Here is a 13,815-nt window from a genome sequence, read left to right as displayed (position 1 = left end):
GTTTCATGAATCAATCTGCCGGTTATGCTTTGTCCCGGTCCAGTCCCGCCACAACTTCCTCCACGACCGCCCGGTCCAAAAACGGATGTCGGACGCCCTCGATCTCCTGGTAGTCCTCATGTCCCTTTCCGATAACCGCGATCATATCCCCCGGCTCTGCATGGGTAATGCTGTAGGCTATGGCCTCCCGCCGGTCCGGGATCTCGATAAACTTCCCTCCGGTTTTCTCGATGCTGCCCCGGATATCCGCAATGATATCCTCCACCCGCTCATAGCGGGAATTGTCAGCCGTGATAATGGAAAGGTCTGCCATCCTGCCGCCGATCTCCCCCATGGTATATCTGCGGTCCTTGGAGCGGTTTCCCCCGCAGCCGAACACACACACCAGGCGTTTCGGATGATACTCCCGAAGGGTGGCAAGCAGGCTCTCCATGCTGACCGCATTGTGGGCATAGTCCACGATCACGCAGCATTTCGCGGAGGTGTAGACGATCTCCATCCTGCCGTCGATCCTAAGATGCTCCAGGGCGTGCTGCAATCGGTCGGCCGGAACCCCCAGCCATAGGGTGACCGCGGCAGCCGCAAGAGCGTTGTAGACATTGAATTTACCCGGGATATTCACGCGGACCGGGATCTGATGGTTCCCTCTGATGTCAAACTCGATCCCCACAAAATCCGGCTCCGACACATAGCGGATATCCTCCGCCTGATACCCCGCCCCCTCGTGCAGGCCAAAACCGGTCCACTCACAGGGTATATCCTTCACAATCGCATCCACATGCTCATCGTCCATATTGACCAGCCCGTGGCGGCACTGGCTGAAGATCTGCTTCTTGCAGTTTAAATACTCCTCAAAATCCTTATGCTCATCCGGTCCGATATGGTCCGGAGAGATGTTCGTGAACACTGCATAGTCAAACAGTATCCCCGCCACACGATACATTTTAAACGCCTGGGAAGAAACCTCCATCACACAGCACTCGCATCCGGCTTCCGCCATCCTGGCAAAATGCCTGTGCAGCTCATAGGATTCCGGCGTGGTATTGACGGTGGGATAATGCTCACCGCCAATGTACACGCCGTTTGTACCGATCATCCCGGTCTTTTTCCCTGCCGCCTCCAGGATCGCCTTGATCATGTGGGTCGTGGTAGTCTTTCCCTTGGTCCCGGTCACGCCGATCATCAAAAGTTTTCGCGACGGGTTTCCAAACCGCGCCGCAGACAGCACCGCAAGGGCCTCGCGCCCGTTTCTTACCCGGATCACAGTTATATGCTCCGGTACGCTTACAGGGCGTTCCACCACCAGGACCTCCACTCCCGCTTCCACCACCTGGGGGATAAAATCATGAGAATCGGTCCTGGTTCCCTTCATGCAGATAAACACGGTCCCCGGGGCCGCCTTTCTGGAGTCATAGACCACTTCCTGGACCTCCGCCTCCAGACTCCCCTGAAGCAGGGTATAATCAAGCCCTTCCAGCCAGTCTTTTATCATCATACTCTGTCTAATCCTTTCTGTCTCATCAGAATAATCCGGTGATCACACCGTCATCATTCACATCAATCCCGTCCGCCGCCGGTTTTTTCGGCAGTCCCGGCATGGTCATGATCGCGCCGGTCAGCGCCACCACAAAGCCTGCGCCCGCAGATACGTAAACATCGCGCACGTTGATGGTAAAGCCGCTCGGACGGCCAAGCTTCGTCTGGTCATCCGACAGGGAATACTGGGTCTTTGCCATACATACCGGCAGATTGCCAAATCCCATCTCCTCGATCCGGGCGATCGCCCTGGACGCCGCCGGAGCATAGGACACGCCGTCCGCCCCGTAGATCTCCGTCGCGATCGTATGTACCTTCTCCCTGAGGCTCATCTCATCCGGATAGATCGGATGATAATGGCTCTCCTTATGGTTTAACGTATCCATTACCTTCTGCGCCAGAGCCTCGCCGCCCTCGCCGCCTTTGGCCCATACCTCGGACAGGGCAAACTCGCAGCCGCGTTTCTCACAGAAATCACGGATGAACTCATATTCCGCTTCCGTATCGCTCACAAAGGAGTTTAGGGTCACTACTACCGGAACGCCGAATTTCTGGATGTTCTCAATATGCTTCTCCAGGTTTACGATCCCCTTTGCAAGGGCTTCCAGGTTCTCGGCTCCAAGCTCTGTCTTGGGAACGCCGCCGTTATACTTGAGGGCGCGTACTGTGGCGACCAGCACTACCGCATCCGGTCTAAGCCCCGCTTTCCGGCACTTGATATCCAGGAACTTCTCCGCCCCCAGGTCTGCGCCGAAGCCGGCCTCCGTCACCACGATATCCGCCAGCTTGAGCGCGGTCTTGGTGGCGCGCACGCTGTTGCAGCCATGGGCGATGTTGGCAAACGGCCCGCCATGGACCAGGGCTCCGGTGTGCTCCAGAGTCTGGATCATGTTCGGCTTGATAGCGTCCTTCAGGAGCGCCGCCATAGCGCCCACTGCATTGAGCTGTGCCGCCGTCACCGGCTCACCTGCATAATTATATGCGACAATGATCTTTCCAAGCCGCTCTTTTAAATCTTTCATATCGTCTGCCAGGCAGAGGATCGCCATGATCTCCGACGCAACGGTGATCACAAAATGATCCTCGCGCACCACGCCGTCCGCCTTGGCCCCAAGGCCAACCACCACGTTCCTCAGCACACGGTCATTCATATCCAGACAGCGTTTCCAGAGGATCTGGCGGGTATCGATCTGCAGCGCATTGCCCTGCTGGATATGGTTGTCAAGCAGTGCAGCCAGAAGGTTGTTGGCAGATGTGATCGCATGGAAATCACCGGTGAAATGCAGGTTTAGATCCTCCATGGGCACCACCTGGGCATATCCGCCGCCTGCAGCGCCTCCCTTGATCCCGAAGCACGGTCCCAGGGACGGCTCGCGCAGCGCCAGAAGGGTTTTGTTGCCCAGACGGGTCAGTGCGTCCGCCAGCCCGATGCTCGTGGTGGTCTTGCCCTCGCCTGCGGGAGTCGGGTTGATGGCTGTCACCAGCACCAGCTTGCCGTCTTCCTTATCCTTCACCTGCTGCCACAGCTCGTCAGTCAGCTTGGTCTTGTACTTTCCGTACAGCTCTAAATCATCCTCCCCGATCCCATACGCTTTTGCCACTTCCCTGATGGGAAGCATGGTCGCCTCCTGAGCAATCTCAATATCTGTTTTCATCTGCCACATCCTCCTTTATCTTATTTATCTTGTTTCTCGTAAATTCCTACTCACCGCGCTCCAGCATCTCGTCGAACTCGTCCATGGTCATGAGAACCTTCCTGGGTTTCGTTCCCTCTTCCTCTCCGACCACTCCCGCCTCTGCAAGCTGGTCCATAATGCGGGCGGCACGGTTGAAGCCGATCTTGAACATCCGCTGGAGCATGCCGATGGATGCCTTTTCCTTCTCGATAATGAACCTGCCCGCCTGGTCGAAATACTCGTCACGGCTGCTGTTTCCGCCGCCTGCCGCTGCAGCCGGAGCCGCATTCATCTGGCTTTCCACATCCGGGTTATAGTCTGAGGTCATTCCCTGCTCCGTCAAAAAGTCCACCACCTTCTGGACCTCCTGGTCGGACACGAATGCGCCCTGGACACGCTGGGGCTTCGGATAACCCGCAGGATAAAACAGCATATCCCCCTTGCCCAACAGCTTCTCTGCTCCGTTCATATCGATGATCGTCCGGGAATCCACACCGGAGGACACGGAAAACGCAATCCGGGACGGGACGTTGGCCTTGATCAGTCCCGTGATGACATTGACGGACGGCCTCTGGGTGGCGATCACCAGATGGATGCCTGCCGCACGGGCAAGCTGCGCCAGACGGCAGATGGCATCCTCCACCTCTCCGGGCGCCACCATCATAAGATCCGCCAGCTCGTCCACAATGATCACGATCTGGGGCATCTTCTTCGGCTTGTTCTCATCCTCAATATCCTTGATGTTCTCTATCTTTGCATTGTATCCCTTCAGATCCCTGACGTTGTACTCCGCAAACTTCTTGTAACGGTCCGTCATCTCCGCCACAGCCCAGTTTAAAGCGCCGGAGGCCTTCTTTGGATCGGTCACCACCGGGATCAGCAGATGGGGAATGCCGTTATAGACGCTCAGCTCCACCACCTTCGGATCCACCATAATGAGCTTTACATCCTCCGGTTTGGATTTGTAAATAATGCTCATGATCAGGGTGTTGATACACACGGATTTACCGGAACCGGTCGCGCCTGCGATCAGTAAATGGGGCATCTTGGCAATGTCCGTCACCACCACCTGGCCTCCGATATCCTTACCTACCGCAAAAGCCAAACGGGACGGGTGGCTCTTAAAATTATCCGCCTCCAAAAGATCCCGCAGGTATACGGTATTATTCTCCTTGTTGGGAACCTCGATCCCCACAGCCGACTTGCCTGGTATGGGAGCTTCAATGCGGATATCCTCTGCAGCCAGGCTCAGCTTGATGTCGTCGGACAGACCTACGATCTTGCTGACCTTCACGCCCTGCTCCGGATGAAGCTCATACCGCGTCACAGACGGACCGCAACTGATATTGGTCACCGTCACGCCCACCCCGAAATTGCGCAGAGTCTGCTGCAGCTTGATGGCCGTGGCTTTGTATTCCTTCTCTGAATGGCTGCCTGCAATGCGGCTGCCGCGTTTTAAAAGGCTGACCGGAGGGAATACATACTCCTTCTTCGGAGCCTCCTCCTTCGCCTTGATCTCCTGCTGCACACTGGCCTCATCCGGCTCCTTCGCAGCCGCCTTTTCCGCCTTCTTCGACTCCAGCTTCTTTTTTAAGGCCTCGGTGTCGGTCTCGATGATCTTGCCGCCCGCCGTCACCACCCGCTTGGCCTCCTCCGGTATGGAGAAGTCCTCTGCCTGCGCCAGACCCTCCCCGGCCGATTCCCCCGAGAAAGCTTCTGATATCACCGGATCCGGCAGATACCGCTCCGATTCCGGCACCGGACCGGCTGACTTCGGCACAGCCTCATCCATGAAGATGTCTTCCTCCTGGTCCAGTCTGCGCATTCCCTGCGCCACAAGGCTCTGTGCCGTCTCATGAAGACCGCTCTCCTGAAGGCCGTCCTCCAGAATGCCGCTCTCCACCGCGGCATATGCAGGAGCAGCCGCCGGACCGTCTGCATCAAACGGCACCGTATCGTCATCCTCCTGATATTCCGGGGGCAGGGAGATATTGCCCGTGAACTCATCGGCAGACGCCTGGGGCTTCGGACTCCCCGGCCTCTGGCTCATCCCGGTCATCACCTGCTCCCGTCCGCCTGCACCTGTTACCGGATCTGCTCCCACTCCCGCGTCCGGTCCCTCGTAATCCGCATAATCCTCATAATCTGCGTAATCTTCATAGTCTTCATAATCATCGTACCCGTCATTTTTGTACGCCTCAGACGACAGATCCGTGGAATCTAAATTGACGCCCCGGACACGCTGTTCCTCACGCAGCCTGCGGCGTTCCTCCTGCCGCTCCGCGTGTAGCTCCCTGCGGCGGTCCATGTCCTCTTTCGCGTGCTGGTACGCTGCATCGCCGTGCTTCTTAACCGCCCCCACAAAGGACCGCTCCGTGATACACACTGCGCTGATCACAAAGCATACAAGGAGCACCAAAAACGCTCCCACGGTACCAAACATGGTCTTAAGTCCATGGCAGACCAGGCCGCCCACCAGGCCGCCTCCCCATCCGCTTGCCGCAGACAGGCGGTAATACTCCAAAAGATCCTTCCCGGTTTCCGGTTCCTGTCCGAAAAAGCTGCGCAAACCCGCACAGAACAATAAAAGCCACCACTGATGCGATCATCTTGCGCACAGCCGTCAGATTCCCGCGGTTTGACATATAAAAGCAGGTCCCTACAAATAATACCAGCGGCGCGATAAATCCCACCATGCCGAAAACGCCCAACTGCACTCCACGCAAAAAATCACCTGCAACACCGCACAGGTGAAAATTGCTTAAGAACAGCAGGACTGCAGCTGCAAAAGACAGGATGATCATCACCTCAGCCCGGATAAAGCTGTCCGGTTCCTGCACCGGGGCCGGATTCTTCCTCGGCCTTCCCGGCTTGCCTGTAGATCTCCCGCCTGATTTTCCTGAACTTGATGTCTTCTTACTACTTGCTGCCACGTATGTATGCCTCCTCTTTCCCATTGAGGATAGTATACAAAAAAATGAAGGGAAATGCAACCTTCCCCTCATTTTTTCAGTTCAGCCCTGCTCTGCGCGCCCGTCGATCAGGTCGTACAGCTTTTTAAGCGCCTCACGGATCCCGCCCACCTCGTCGATCAGGCCTTCCTTCACGGTCTCCTGTCCCACCAGCACGGTCCCCAGATCCCTGGTCAGCATCTCGGTATTCAGCATCAGCCGTTTCACCTGGTCATAGGCAATCCTGGAATGCCCGCTGATAAAGGTCAGGATCCGGTCCTGTATCATATCGAAATATTCATAGGTCTGTACCGCCCCAATGACGGTCCCGCTCATCCGCACCGGATGGACCATCATGGTTCCCGTGGGCACGATGAAGGAATAATCCGTGGAAACCGCCAGAGGCACGCCGATGGAATGGCTGCCCCCCAACACAAGAGATACGGTGGGCATACTTAAGGATGCGATCATTTCCGCGATAGCAAGCCCCGCATCCACATCTCCGCCCGACGTATTGAGGAGCACCAGCAGTCCCTCTACGCTGTCATCATCCTCAAGCTGTGCAAGCTGCGGCAGTACATGGTCGTATTTGGTAGCCTTTGCATTGCCGGACAGGTTCTCATGCCCTTCCACCTCACCGATAATGGAGAGCAGATGGATCTTCCGCCTGCGCCTGTTGCCGTCCAGGGTCATCTGTCCGTAATCCTCCAGCTTCTGGTTCTCCTTCTCCTCGATCTCCTGCTCGTCCTTTTTCTGTTCTGTCTGGTTCTGGTTGTCCTGCGCCATATTTCACTGGTCCCCTTTCTTCATTAACTTTTCTTATTTTGCGCAGAATTTCCTTCCCTATGCGCCTTTGGCTATAATTGCTTCCGAATAACCCATATAAGAAATGTTGTATTCGCAATTTTCTCCGAAATAGGCTATACTGTTTTTATAAAATTGCCTGGAATGGGGGAAATAGATATGGGAGACTATACGATCAGCCAGATAAAAGCAAACGACCGACGCGCTCTGCGCCAGATGGACGCGCTTCTGGAAAAAGAAGGGATTGAACGGGATAAGAACCTGGATTACAGCATCGGTCTGTTCGATGAGGACTACGAGCTGGCTGCCACCGGGTCCTGTTTTTCCAACACCCTCCGCTGCCTTGCGGTCTCTTCCGACCATCAGGGCGAAGGCCTTTTAAACCAGGTGATCTCACACCTGATGGAATATCAGTACAACCGCGGCAATACCAGCCTGTTCCTCTACACCAAATGCAATACCGCCAAATTCTTCGGAGATCTGGGATTCCACGAGATTGCCCGGGTAGACGGAAAGGTTGTATTTATGGAAAACCGCAGGAATGGATTTTCCGGTTATCTGGAGCAGTTAAAAAAAGAGACTGAAGCTTCCGGCGGCAGTCCGGCCAACGCCCGCATCGGAGCCGTCATCATGAACGCCAATCCGTTTACCCTGGGACACCGCTATCTGCTGGAACAGGCCTCCGCACAGGTGGATCTGCTGCATGTGTTCGTAGTCTCCGAGGATGTATCCCTGGTACCGCTCTCCGTAAGAGAACAGCTCGTAAGAGAAGGCTCTGCCGATTTAAAAAACCTGGTGTACCACCAGACCGGGCCATATATGATCTCCAACGCCACATTTCCATCCTATTTTCTGAAGGACTCCGATACCGTCATCCGCTCCCACGCGAAGCTGGACATCCAGGTCTTCACGCAGATCGCACAGGCCCTTGGCATCACAGACCGCTTTGTGGGGGAAGAGCCGTTCAGTCAGGTCACCGGAATCTACAACCAGGTCATGCAGGAAGAGCTTGCCTCCGCCGGGATCGGATGTACGGTGATTCCCAGAAAGGCGGACGCAGACGGAGCCATCAGCGCATCTACCGTGCGGGCACTGGTCAAATCCGGTGAATGGGACACCCTTCGCAGCAAAGTACCGGAATGCACGTTCCGGTATCTCACTTCACAGGAGGCCGGACCGGTCATCGCAGCCATCCGGGAAAGTGACGACGTGAAACACTATTGACCACAATGGCCCGGCATCGTGCCAACGCGCTCTCCATACCGCACCGCTGTCTCCCAGCCCTCCTGAGAGTTTTTAAGCAGGTCCGGGTCCGGAACCACCTTATCCGGCTCCACAAGCACCACCACGGTGGAGCCGCCGAATTCAAACCTTCCCTTCTCCTCTCCGCGTCTCACAGCCTGCTCATGACGGCTGTAATTACAGATCCGGCCCACCAGTAAAGCCCCTACCTCCATCTGGACCACAGTGCCGAAGCGTGCTGTCCTGATCAGGCAGTACTCCCTGGTGTTCTCTTTATATATGGGATACCGGTCGTTCGCCGCAGGATTGACCGTGTGGAACACGCCGGAGACCGTCCTCTGACGCGACTTTACCCCGCTCTCCACATAACAGTACCGGTGATAATCATCCACCGTCAGACGAAATACAAAAGCATACCCGCCCCGGTAACGCTCAGCCAGCCGCTCAGAACGCAGCAGGGAGCCCACCGTGTAGCGGGTATTTTTGATCAGAAAGCTGCTGTCCTTTCCTATGGGATACACGCTGGCTTTCCCGTCGCAGGGGCTGATAAAAGATTCCGGCTCCTGCGCGGCCGGACGGCGTTCCCCGCGGATCTTCCTGCAAAAAAAATCATTGTAAGAATCATATCCGTCTATCGACGGCTCTTCATATTCCTCCATCCGGATACCGGTCCGGCTCACAAACGGTGCAATCAACAGCCTGGATATCCGGGTATTTAAAAACCACCCGCCAAAACGCGACACCTGCGGACAGATCAGCATACGCACCAGAAACCGTCCCGGTCTCGTTCCATAAAGGAATTCCAAAAGACAATCCTGACCGGACTCTCCCCCGGAAATCCCCCCACTTCTGTCTTTGTATTTCATGAGATCCCTCCCATACTTTCAGGCCCGGGCACATCGTCCAGCCAGGATTCCGTCACCAGTTCAGAAGCCCCCGCATCCTCCCTGCCCACCCGGACTGCATACCGGCTGTGGACAACGATGATGGACAACGCCACTGTAACCATGACCACAAGAGCCGCCAGTTCCTTGTTGGTCGGCTTCGGCATCTGGAAATCCACCACAAACAGAGCGCCCACGATCAAAAGCAGCAGATACAGGCAGACGACAAAGGTCCTGGCCCCCACAAAAAACTGGACCAGGAACACCATCGGCAGCGCGATCGCGATCGAGGTGATAGGCAGTCCACGGTAGTACCGCTGACCGTCCTCTGTCACCAGCGCCCCCTTCATCTCCATCACATTGAAAAATGCCAGCCTTACAACGGACGCCACCACATAAAGGCCGATGACCGACAGGCCCAGGAAGCCCCGTACTCCCAGCAGGTAGCAGATCAATGCCGGAAATGCCCCGAAGCAAACCATGTCACACAGGGAATCGATCTGAACACCGAACGCCTGCTCATCCTCCGTCCTGTTTTTCTTCGTCCTGGCGATCTTGCCGTCAAACATATCACACAGGCCGGAAACCGCGAGACAGACAATGGCTGTCTTGAACCTTCCATGGATCGCCTGCGTCATTCCGATCATGGAAATCACAAGGCTTACATAGGTCAGAACTACTGTATAATCATAAAAACCAATCATGCTATTCCCCCTTAGTCACTTTCCCGCCTCTTATCTGGACCGCTGCCGTCAGACAGCCCCCAAGAAGCATTTGAATATAGTATGCCAGACCACGGCTCAAGATCATACCAGGGATTAAGTAATCCCCATAAAAAACCGCTCCAAAAATGCAGAGGAACAGATGCTCACTGATCCCCATCCCGCCCGGCAGCGGAAGCATATCCACTGCAATTGAGATGGACGCCTGGAGGATCACGATCTCAAACCATGTCTTTTCCGACAGGCCAAAGGCACGGTAAACAAAATACGTGGTCAAAAACAGAGCCGTCCGCTGCAGAAATGTGACAGCCAGCACTCTTGCCAGAACTTTCTTATTCTGCTTTAAATAAGCCGCTGCGGATGCATAATGTTCCATAGTAAAGGTAAGCCGGTGCCGCAGTCGTCCCAGGCGTTCCTTATACCTTCCCTTCCCGATCCGGTCCGCAAGATCCAGACATTTCTTTACGATCCGGTCTGCCAGCGTAGTGTGGAATACCAGGACCAGCATGACCGCACAGCAGATGATATTGAGGATCATCCCCAGATAGAACACCGGCATCACTTCCACCAGATAATGCTGCATATAAGTCTGCTGAAACAAAAGCAGATAGATCCCGATCAGGACCAGCACAGACTTGTAGGTGATCGTCACCACCAGGAGCACCACGGTCGCTACCGGCACCGGGATCTGATCCCTCCGCATATAATATACCTGCGCAGGCTGCCCGCCGCTGGCGGAGGGCGTGATACAGCTGAAGAAGAATCCCACTCCGGAATACAAAAAACACGCCGTCCTGCCTGTACTGATCTTCAGGGTGCGAAACAGGTAATGCAGGATCGAGGATTCTCCATAAATAAAGAACAGGACGCAGCCTGCCCCGCACAGCAGCCAGAACGGATCTGCGCTGGTGAGCGTATCCAGGATCAGGTTTAAATCCTCCCCATGCAGCACATAATACAGGGTCAGGGCAAACACCAGCACCAGAAATAACAGGTTAAACAGCTTACTTTTTCTGCTCTGCATGATTCCCCCTTACATAAGCGGCGCAAACAGCCGAAGCACCTTGCCCGCCAGCTTTTTATAGACAGGATACCGCCTGCAGTCCTCCAGCGTGATCTCCTGGCATTTTTCCAGGGTCTCCTGGAAATCCAGCTCCGCCTGGCGCACAGCCGGGCTCCGGTATAAGTATGCCGCACATTCAAAATGCAGATGCAGGCTGCGGTAATCCAGATTGATGGAACCTACCACCGCCTTCTCATCGTCGCTGGTAAACACCTTGGCATGGACGAACCCCGGCGTATATTCAAAGATCTTCACACCGGCCTGTAATAGCTCCGCGTAGTACGAACGGGCCAGCAGATAGGCATATATCTTATCCGGTATGTGGGGCATGATGATCACGGTCTCGATCCCCCGCTTGGCTGCAAAGGTCAGGGAAGTGATCATATCGCTGTCCAGAATCAGATAAGGCGTCATGATATGGACATAATAGCGGGCTTCATTGAGGATGTCCATATACACATATTGTCCTACGGTCTCATTATCCAGAGGGCTGTCCCCATAAGGCATCACATAACCGCTCATGTCTAATTCCGGCGGATAGATATACTCCGGGCTTTTACCGTAAAGAGAATAGTCATCCTGCTTCCGCTCCGTGATATTCCACATCTGGAGAAACATCATCAGAAAACTGTTGACCGCATTCCCCTTCAGCATGATCGCCGTATCCTTCCAGTGACCGAACCGTTCCCTGCGGTTGATGTACTCATCCGCAAGATTGATACCTCCGGTAAATGCCGTGTGCCCGTCGATCACCGTGATCTTTCGGTGGTCCCGGTTGTTCTGATAGGATGACAGGGCAGGCTTCACCGGCGAAAACATTTTGCAGTGGATACCGAACGCCTCCAGTTCTTTGGGATAGTGGTATGGCAGCAGGGTCAGGCAGCACATACCGTCGTACATGACCCGTACCTCCACGCCCCTGGCTGCCTTCTCTTTTAATATATCCAGGATCTCATCCCACATCTCCCCCCGCTCCAGGATAAAATACTCCATAAAAATGTAGCGTTCTGCTTTGCGAAGTTCTTCCAGGAATACCGGATACATATCATCCCCCAACGGGAAATATTCTGCATATGTTTTGTCATAGATCGGGTACCCACCGTAATTCCCCATATAAGAAGCCAGCAATGTAGTCCCCCTGCTGGCCCGGTTTAAACGCTCCATCACCGCTTTGTCCTGTTCCAGATAGGGCTTTGTCTCCCCAGACAGAGTCTTTAAGCGGTGGGCGATCATCCTGGTACCCGGCTGTGTCTCCAGAAACAGATAAAACATGACGCCGAAGACTGGGAATACCAACACAGGAATGATCCAGGAAAGCTGATAAGACGGGTTCTGGTTCTTGTTGATGATATAGATCACCACGATCGTGCTTAGGAAAGTAAAACCTCCGTACACATAAAAGGTCTGGCTGCTGAGCCATTGGAAGGCCGCAAGCAGCACAAACAGCTGCACCAGGATCGCAAGGATCACAAAGGTAGTCCGCCCGAATATGATACGCAGCAGCTTACCCCATGTCTTTTTCTGAAACTTTTTTTCTGTATTCTCCATACCCCACGGTCCTCCAAAACTGCAGTAAGAGTCCGGCAAACCGGACTCTTACACCAAATCACAGGATTATATTATGCAAGCGCCTGTTCGATATCCGCAATAATATCCTTCACATCCTCAATGCCGACGCTGAGCCGGATCAGGGACGGGTCTACTCCCGCTTCCACAAGCTGTTCATCATTCAACTGCCTGTGGGTATGGCTGGCGGGATGAAGCACGGAGGTCCTCGCATCCGCCACATGGGTCACGATCGCCGCCAGCTTCAGCTTATCCATAAAACCGCCTGCTGCCGCCCTGCCGCCCTTCAGCCCGAAGGAGATCACGCCGCAGGTACCGTTCGGCATATACTTCTCTGCCAGTGCATGATACTTATCCCCTTTAAGCCCCGGATAATTGACCCATGCCACATCCTCCCGCGCCTGCAGGTATTCAGCTACCTTCTGCGCGTTCTCACAGTGGCGCGGCACCCTCAAATGCAGGGTCTCCAGGCCCACGTTCAAAAGAAACGCATTCTGTGGGGACTGGATGGAACCCATATCCCGCATCAGCTGTGCCGTGGCCTTAGTGATATAAGCGCCCTTACCGAACTTCTGTGTATAGATCACTCCATGGTAGGAATCATCCGGAGTGGTCAGCCCCGGAAACTTCTCCGCATGGGCCTCCCAGTCAAAATTCCCGCTGTCCACAATACAGCCGCCCACGCACATAGCGTGGCCGTCCATATACTTGGTAGTGGAATGGGTGACAATATCCGCTCCCCACTCAAAGGGACGGCAGTTGATCGGCGTCGCAAAGGTATTGTCTATAATCAGCGGCACCTCATGCCTGTGGGCAAGCCGTGCAAACTTCTCAATATCCAGCACCACCAGCGCCGGATTCGCGATCGTCTCCCCAAACACCGCCCTGGTGTTGGGTTTGAATGCCTTCTCAAGCTCCTCCTCCGGGGCATCCGGGTCCACCAGCGTGCACTCGATGCCAAACCGCTTCAATGTAACAGTAAACAGATTGGACGTACCGCCGTAGATCGTAGCCGCGCTGACTACATGATCCCCCTGGGAACAGATATTTAAGATCGCGTACATATTGGCAGCCTGACCGGAGGATGTGAGCATGGCTGCCGCGCCGCCCTCTAAGGCACAGATCTTGGAGGCTACCGCATCATTGGTGGGGTTCGCGAGACGGGTATAGAAATAACCATTCTCTTCCAAGTCAAACAGACGTCCCATCTGTTCGCTGGTCTCATATTTAAACGTGGTGCTCTGATAGATAGGAAGCACCCTCGGCTCTCCGTTCTTCGGCTGCCATCCGCCCTGGATGCAGATCGTATCAAGTGACTGTTTGTTCTCCATATCTTAAGTCCTCCTCATGTAGTTCAAATTTCATAATAAA

General features: G+C 54.7%; 11 protein-coding genes. 1 reads left to right on the top strand and 10 read right to left on the bottom strand.

What is annotated here, in order from left to right; genetic code table 11:
* Positions 1–22 precede the first annotated feature (22 nt).
* From AB1I67_RS13760 to AB1I67_RS13740, 5 genes are all read right to left on the bottom strand, one after another.
* The gene (locus tag AB1I67_RS13760; protein WP_367030434.1) at positions 23–1,495 is read right to left on the bottom strand and encodes a UDP-N-acetylmuramoyl-L-alanyl-D-glutamate--2,6-diaminopimelate ligase; all 1,473 of its coding nucleotides are present in this window, start codon (positions 1,493–1,495) and stop codon (positions 23–25) included.
* Between the two features lie 25 nt (positions 1,496–1,520).
* The gene (locus tag AB1I67_RS13755; RefSeq protein ID WP_367030433.1) at positions 1,521–3,191 is read right to left on the bottom strand and encodes a formate--tetrahydrofolate ligase; all 1,671 of its coding nucleotides are present in this window, start codon (positions 3,189–3,191) and stop codon (positions 1,521–1,523) included.
* Positions 3,192–3,237: 46 nt separating this feature from the next.
* Complete coding sequence (locus AB1I67_RS13750; RefSeq protein WP_367030432.1) at positions 3,238–5,736, bottom strand: DNA translocase FtsK; 2,499 nt, start codon at positions 5,734–5,736, stop codon at positions 3,238–3,240.
* Complete coding sequence (locus AB1I67_RS13745; protein WP_367030431.1) at positions 5,660–6,145, bottom strand: hypothetical protein; 486 nt, start codon at positions 6,143–6,145, stop codon at positions 5,660–5,662. Before AB1I67_RS13745 ends, AB1I67_RS13750 begins: the two co-directional genes overlap by 77 nt.
* A gap of 81 nt (positions 6,146–6,226) precedes the next feature.
* The gene (locus AB1I67_RS13740) at positions 6,227–6,949 is read right to left on the bottom strand and encodes an ATP-dependent Clp protease proteolytic subunit (protein WP_367030430.1); all 723 of its coding nucleotides are present in this window, start codon (positions 6,947–6,949) and stop codon (positions 6,227–6,229) included.
* Positions 6,950–7,126: 177 nt separating this feature from the next.
* Here AB1I67_RS13740 and citC point away from each other — a divergent pair, with 177 nt between their 5' ends.
* On the top strand, positions 7,127–8,191 hold the full coding sequence (gene citC, locus AB1I67_RS13735) for a [citrate (pro-3S)-lyase] ligase (protein ID WP_367030429.1): 1,065 nt from the start codon (positions 7,127–7,129) through the stop codon (positions 8,189–8,191).
* On the opposite strand, the gene AB1I67_RS13730 is transcribed toward citC, so the two are convergent.
* From AB1I67_RS13730 to AB1I67_RS13710, 5 genes are all read right to left on the bottom strand, one after another.
* Complete coding sequence (locus AB1I67_RS13730; RefSeq protein ID WP_367030428.1) at positions 8,185–9,075, bottom strand: phosphatidylserine decarboxylase; 891 nt, start codon at positions 9,073–9,075, stop codon at positions 8,185–8,187. The two genes, citC and AB1I67_RS13730, sit on opposite strands and share 7 nt — an antisense overlap.
* Complete coding sequence (locus AB1I67_RS13725) at positions 9,072–9,797, bottom strand: CDP-alcohol phosphatidyltransferase family protein (RefSeq protein ID WP_367030427.1); 726 nt, start codon at positions 9,795–9,797, stop codon at positions 9,072–9,074. Before AB1I67_RS13725 ends, AB1I67_RS13730 begins: the two co-directional genes overlap by 4 nt.
* A gap of 1 nt (position 9,798) precedes the next feature.
* A complete protein-coding gene (locus AB1I67_RS13720) occupies positions 9,799–10,839 on the bottom strand; it encodes a lysylphosphatidylglycerol synthase transmembrane domain-containing protein (protein WP_367030426.1) in 1,041 nt (346 codons plus the stop codon).
* 9 nt (positions 10,840–10,848) lie between these two features.
* Positions 10,849–12,426 (bottom strand): cardiolipin synthase, encoded by a 1,578-nt coding sequence (gene cls, locus AB1I67_RS13715; RefSeq protein WP_367030425.1) that lies wholly within the window; start codon positions 12,424–12,426, stop codon positions 10,849–10,851.
* Positions 12,427–12,497: 71 nt separating this feature from the next.
* Positions 12,498–13,775, bottom strand: a complete 1,278-nt coding sequence (locus tag AB1I67_RS13710; RefSeq protein WP_367030424.1) for a PLP-dependent transferase — start codon at positions 13,773–13,775, stop codon at positions 12,498–12,500.
* Positions 13,776–13,815 lie beyond the last annotated feature (40 nt).

This window comes from Clostridium sp. AN503 (assembly GCF_040719375.1).
Lineage (GTDB): Bacteria > Bacillota > Clostridia > Lachnospirales > Lachnospiraceae > Brotaphodocola.
The sequence above is the reverse complement of the archived record's forward strand: the minus strand, read 5'-3'. Positions and strand labels throughout refer to the sequence as shown.

Excerpts from the sequence above, each read along its gene's own strand:
- AB1I67_RS13740 (WP_367030430.1), bottom strand. The coding sequence starts at position 6,949 with ATGGCGCAGGACAACCAGAACCAGACAGAACAGAAAAAGGACGAGCAG.
- AB1I67_RS13725 (WP_367030427.1), bottom strand. The coding sequence starts at position 9,797 with ATGATTGGTTTTTATGATTATACAGTAGTTCTGACCTATGTAAGCCTT.
- AB1I67_RS13730 (WP_367030428.1), bottom strand. The coding sequence starts at position 9,075 with ATGAAATACAAAGACAGAAGTGGGGGGATTTCCGGGGGAGAGTCCGGT.
- AB1I67_RS13755 (WP_367030433.1), bottom strand. The coding sequence starts at position 3,191 with ATGAAAACAGATATTGAGATTGCTCAGGAGGCGACCATGCTTCCCATC.
- cls (WP_367030425.1), bottom strand. The coding sequence starts at position 12,426 with ATGGAGAATACAGAAAAAAAGTTTCAGAAAAAGACATGGGGTAAGCTG.
- citC (WP_367030429.1), top strand. The coding sequence starts at position 7,127 with ATGGGAGACTATACGATCAGCCAGATAAAAGCAAACGACCGACGCGCT.
- AB1I67_RS13760 (WP_367030434.1), bottom strand. The coding sequence starts at position 1,495 with ATGATGATAAAAGACTGGCTGGAAGGGCTTGATTATACCCTGCTTCAG.
- AB1I67_RS13710 (WP_367030424.1), bottom strand. The coding sequence starts at position 13,775 with ATGGAGAACAAACAGTCACTTGATACGATCTGCATCCAGGGCGGATGG.
- AB1I67_RS13720 (WP_367030426.1), bottom strand. The coding sequence starts at position 10,839 with ATGCAGAGCAGAAAAAGTAAGCTGTTTAACCTGTTATTTCTGGTGCTG.